Raw genomic sequence first — 4,174 nt, forward strand, 5'->3', positions numbered from 1 at the left:
CGCCAGCCACGGGCTGAACACCTCGAACGAGCCGAACCGGCGTGAACGTAGTACCGCGGACCGCAGGTACACCGGCGTGTCGGTGTACCTGCGCGCGCGGTCCGCCCGGCACAGCACGAGCGCGACTGCGCCTTCCCCCGGCGAGCAGAACATGTACTGCGTCAGCGGATGGCTCACCATCGTCGACGACATGATCGCTTCTTCCGTGTGCGGGATACGGCGCCACGCGTTGGGGTTCAGCGAACCGTTGTAGAAGGCCTTGACCGCCACCTTCGCCAGTATCGACGGACTGAGGCCGTACGTGTGCAGGTAGCGCTGCGCCTTCATCCCGAAGAACTGGGTCGTCAGCATGAGTCCGGTTTCGCCGTACCACTGCCCCAGGCCGACCGTCGCGGGGTCGGCGTCGAAGGCACCCCGCGGATGCTTGTCGAAGCCGATCACCATCCCGAGTTCGTACGCGCCCGACCTGATGGTACTGTCTGCGTTGATCAGTGCGCTGCCGCCCGTCGCGCATCCGTTGGCCACGTTGATGAACGGGATGCCGGTCAGCCCCAGGTCCGAGACGAGCGAGTCGGCGGCCCCTGCCGCGAGGCTGCCGCCGAAGGCGAACTGGATGTCGGGCCATTCCAGGCCCGCGTCCGTCAGCGCAGCCCGGGCCGCGTAGGCTCCCTGCGCCCGTCCGCTGACCCCCTCGTGTCGCCCGAACGGATGAATTCCGATGCCCACGATGGCGACATCCACGGCGCACTCCTTTGTGGTTACTTGTGGTTACCCAGGTTCGGGGTCTGGTTTCCGTCTGATCCCCGTTCCGGGTCACCGGATCGGACGGGGGAGAACGCGTAGGTGAGGACCTGGGTGCCGTCGTCGTCGTGACACAAGGGCACGAGGACCAGCTCCATCGGCTCCCCGATGTGCAGCCGCTGCGGGTCGTTTTCGGTCAGGACGGCCTCGACGATGACCGCGCCGGGAAGCTCCACGTATCCCACGCCGAAGGGCGTGAACGGCTCCGGACCGGCGTAGGGCGGTTTGGGACGGAAATTCTGCACGGTGAAGGACCACAGTGTGCCGCTGCGGGGGAGAAGGCGGTCCGTCATGTCCATTCGGGTGCATTTCGGGCACGACTGCTGGCGCGGGAAGGTCGTCGTCCCGCACGACCGGCAGCTGCTCGCGACGAGGCTGGGCCCGTCGTCGCCCTCGACGAACAGTCCGTCGTCCACCGGCCGTGTCCGTACTACAGGTCTGCTCATCACCGGTCTGCCTCCTTGGCGGCGGGTACGTGTCCAGTGTGTTCACCCAACCGTGGCGCCCGCGTGGGAGCAACGGTCTGGAAGGACGAGAACCGGTAGGGGCTCGTCGGGACCAATGCGCTGAGATCACTGTCGAAGGCGACCGTGGTGAAGAAGTTCCTCGCCTGCAGGTGCTCGTCGTCCAGGACATCCTCGGGGGCGTTGACCGGCCCGATCGGCAGCCCGCGCCGTTGCCCCTCGTGGTAGGCCGTCGTGGCGTCCTGCAGGAGGAACAGGCATTCGATGAGTTCCTGAATGTGCGCGAAGTTCTGCTGGCGGTGCGCCAGATCATCGTAGGCTGTGTCGGTCAGGTCCGCGGCGACGCCGAGGCTTTCCATCCATGCGACCAGCGCATCCCATGGCTTGCGGTCGGCGAGGATGAGCGCGAAGTAGACCCATCGGTCATCGGCGCAGCGGAACAGCGCCGGCTGTGTCGGCACGGGCTGGGCGTGGCGACAGGTCTGCCTGTGCACGAGGACCTTCGGGTAGAACCAGTATGGATTCGCCAGTTCCCCGCTGACAGCGAGCGACTCGTGCATGGACACGTCCACCAGCTGCCCCGCACCTGTCCGCTGGCGATCGAGTAACGCCAGCAGCAGGCCGCAGTGGGCGAAACTCGTCGCCGTGTGGTAACCCTGATTGCCGCCGGGGCGGATGGGCGGGATCGAGTGGTCGTCATAGCCGCAGCTGGCCAGCGGGCCGCCCGCGGCGAGTCCGACCAGATCGCAGGTGCGGTAGTCCGCCCACGGGCCGTCCAGCCCGAACGCGGTGACCGACAGGATGATCAGTTGCGGATGCGTGGTCAGCAGCTCGGAGTAGTCCAGGCCGGCCGCGGCGATCTCGCGCGGGCGCAAGGTGATGAGCAGGACGTCCGCGCCGACGAGCAGGCGGTGCAACAACGCCTGGTCCGATTCCGATCCGTCGGAGACCACGCTGCGCTTGCCGAAATTGTAGTACCAGAACGTCAGGCTCGTGTCGGCGCTGACGACGTCGTGCGCGAAGGGACCGATCCGCCGCGTCGGTGATCCCTGCGGTGGTTCGATCTTGATCACGTCGGCACCGAGCTCCACGAGGAGTCGTCCGGTCCCTTCACCAGCGGGGTCACCCGCCCACTCGACGACCGTCAGCCCCGAATACGGAAGCGGCGGGGAACCGGGTGTCCCGGGCTGGGACGTGGTCATCTCAGATCACACCCGCCGCGGCGAGGTCGGCCACTTCGTTCGTGGACAGGCCGAGGATGTCGCTGAACACGTAGGAGTTGTCCTCGCCGAGCAGCGGGGCTGACCGCCAGTTGTCCTGTTCGATACGGGAGAACGCCACCGGTGTCCCCTCGAAGCGCGCCGGGCCGATCACCGGGTGGTCCAGCTCGAAGAACGTGCCGCGATGGGCAAGCTGCGGGTCGACCTCGTTGAGGTCGCGCGCGTCCTGGACGGCACCTGCACAGACGCCGTTGTCCTGCAGCAGTGTCATGACCTCATGCGGTGACCGCTGTCTGGTCCACTCCGCGAGGTGGGCGTCGAGCGTGTCAGCGTGGGCGAACCGGCTCGATCCGCTGGCGAAACGCGGGTCCGTCGTCCATGCGGGGTTGCCGATGGCTTCGGTCAGACGGTGCCAGTCGGTGTCGTCGAAGACTGCGACGGCCACCCACCGGTCCTCGCCGGCGCAGGGGTACACCCCGTGCGGGGCAGCCTGCGGGTGTTCCAGCCGGTTACCCGGGGGGAAGCCCGGCCGGCGGGTCGGTCGTGCGTTCACGGTGACGTCCAGCAGATCGGGACCGAGCAGGCTGACGCCGACCTCCACGGCGGAGGTGTCGATTTCCGTGCCCTTCCCGGTCGCGTTGCGATGCATGATCGCCATGAGCAGGGCCGCGCTGTTGTAGTAGGCAGCCTGGTTGTCCATGTAGGACAGACCCCAACCCGAGGGCTCCCGGTCGGGTAGGCCGCTGATGAAGGACAGTCCGCTGACCGCCTGCACCACCGGCCCGTAGCTGCGGTACGTGTGGTGCGGGCCGCTCTGGCCGAAACCGCTCATGTGGGCGTAGATGACCTCGGGGCACAGCGCGCGTAGCCGTTCGTAGGTCAGATTCCAGCCTGCCATGACGCCGGGAGCGAAGTTCTCCGTCACCACACTGCTTTGTGCGATGAGTCGCTCGGCCAGTTCCCGGCCCTCGACGGACCGCATGTTGATTGTCACGCCGAGTTTGTTGCGGCTGTAGTTGTTGAACAGTCCGCCCTTGTCCGGGTCGGGATCGGGATCCTCCGCGCCGAACGAGCGGGAGTCGTTCTTGTAGAGCGGTAATCGGCGGGGCATGTCCAGCCGGGTCCGGCTTTCGATCTTGATGACCTCGGCGCCGAAGTCCGCGAGCATGCGGGTGGCGACGGAACCGACGCCCATCCAGCAGAAGTCGGCCACGCGGATGCCCGACAGCGGCCCGCGTCGGGCCCGGGGCTGCCGTTGCACCAGCGACGGATGCCGAGCGTCCACCGTGTGACCTCCCTGTACGCGGGTGTGTAGCCGACTTTATTTCTCATGATGAAAAGCCGCAAGCCCCGGTTGCGACCGCTCTGGCCTGGCCTGCTCTGGTCTGCTCTGGTCTGCTTTAGAGCGACCGGCAATAGGGGACGCGGCGTCGCGGGGCTGGGGCGCGCACCTCGCCACGTTGTCGTCGGTCGACACCCAACACCAGGGTGCCTCCCTCCTCCGCCTTGCGATCTACGCACCCCAGCCCCGCTCCTTGATCCACGCCCCTATTGCCGGGCGCTCTTAGCCTGTCGTCGACGGTGGAGATGGTGGTGACGCGGTCACCCGCCCAGCCGGCGGCGGGAAGGGGCGACATGACCCTTGTGGCTTTTCATCACGACGAATATTGTGCGAATCCGGCATGGCGC

The 4,174-nt window shown here is 67.0% G+C and carries 4 protein-coding genes; all 4 read right to left on the reverse strand.

Going from position 1 to position 4,174, the window contains the following annotated elements:
- Positions 1 to 741 (reverse strand): thiolase family protein (locus U9980_RS06885; protein ID WP_322767168.1); only part of this gene is annotated, 741 nt, incomplete at its 3' end.
- Between the two features lie 17 nt (positions 742 to 758).
- Positions 759 to 1,247 carry a Zn-ribbon domain-containing OB-fold protein gene (locus U9980_RS06890; RefSeq protein ID WP_322767169.1) on the reverse strand — a complete coding sequence of 163 codons (489 nt, stop codon included), beginning with the start codon at positions 1,245 to 1,247 and terminating at the stop codon, positions 759 to 761.
- On the reverse strand, positions 1,247 to 2,467 hold the full coding sequence (locus U9980_RS06895; RefSeq protein ID WP_322767170.1) for a CaiB/BaiF CoA transferase family protein: 1,221 nt from the start codon (positions 2,465 to 2,467) through the stop codon (positions 1,247 to 1,249). The genes U9980_RS06890 and U9980_RS06895 overlap by 1 nt, the downstream gene beginning before the upstream one ends.
- 1 nt (position 2,468) lies before the next feature.
- On the reverse strand, positions 2,469 to 3,770 hold the full coding sequence (locus U9980_RS06900; RefSeq protein WP_322767171.1) for a CoA transferase: 1,302 nt from the start codon (positions 3,768 to 3,770) through the stop codon (positions 2,469 to 2,471).
- Between the last annotated feature and the right edge of the window lie 404 nt (positions 3,771 to 4,174).

This window comes from Protofrankia sp. Cr1, from assembly GCF_963555865.1.
In the GTDB taxonomy this organism is placed as follows: Bacteria; Actinomycetota; Actinomycetes; order Frankiales; family Frankiaceae; genus Protofrankia.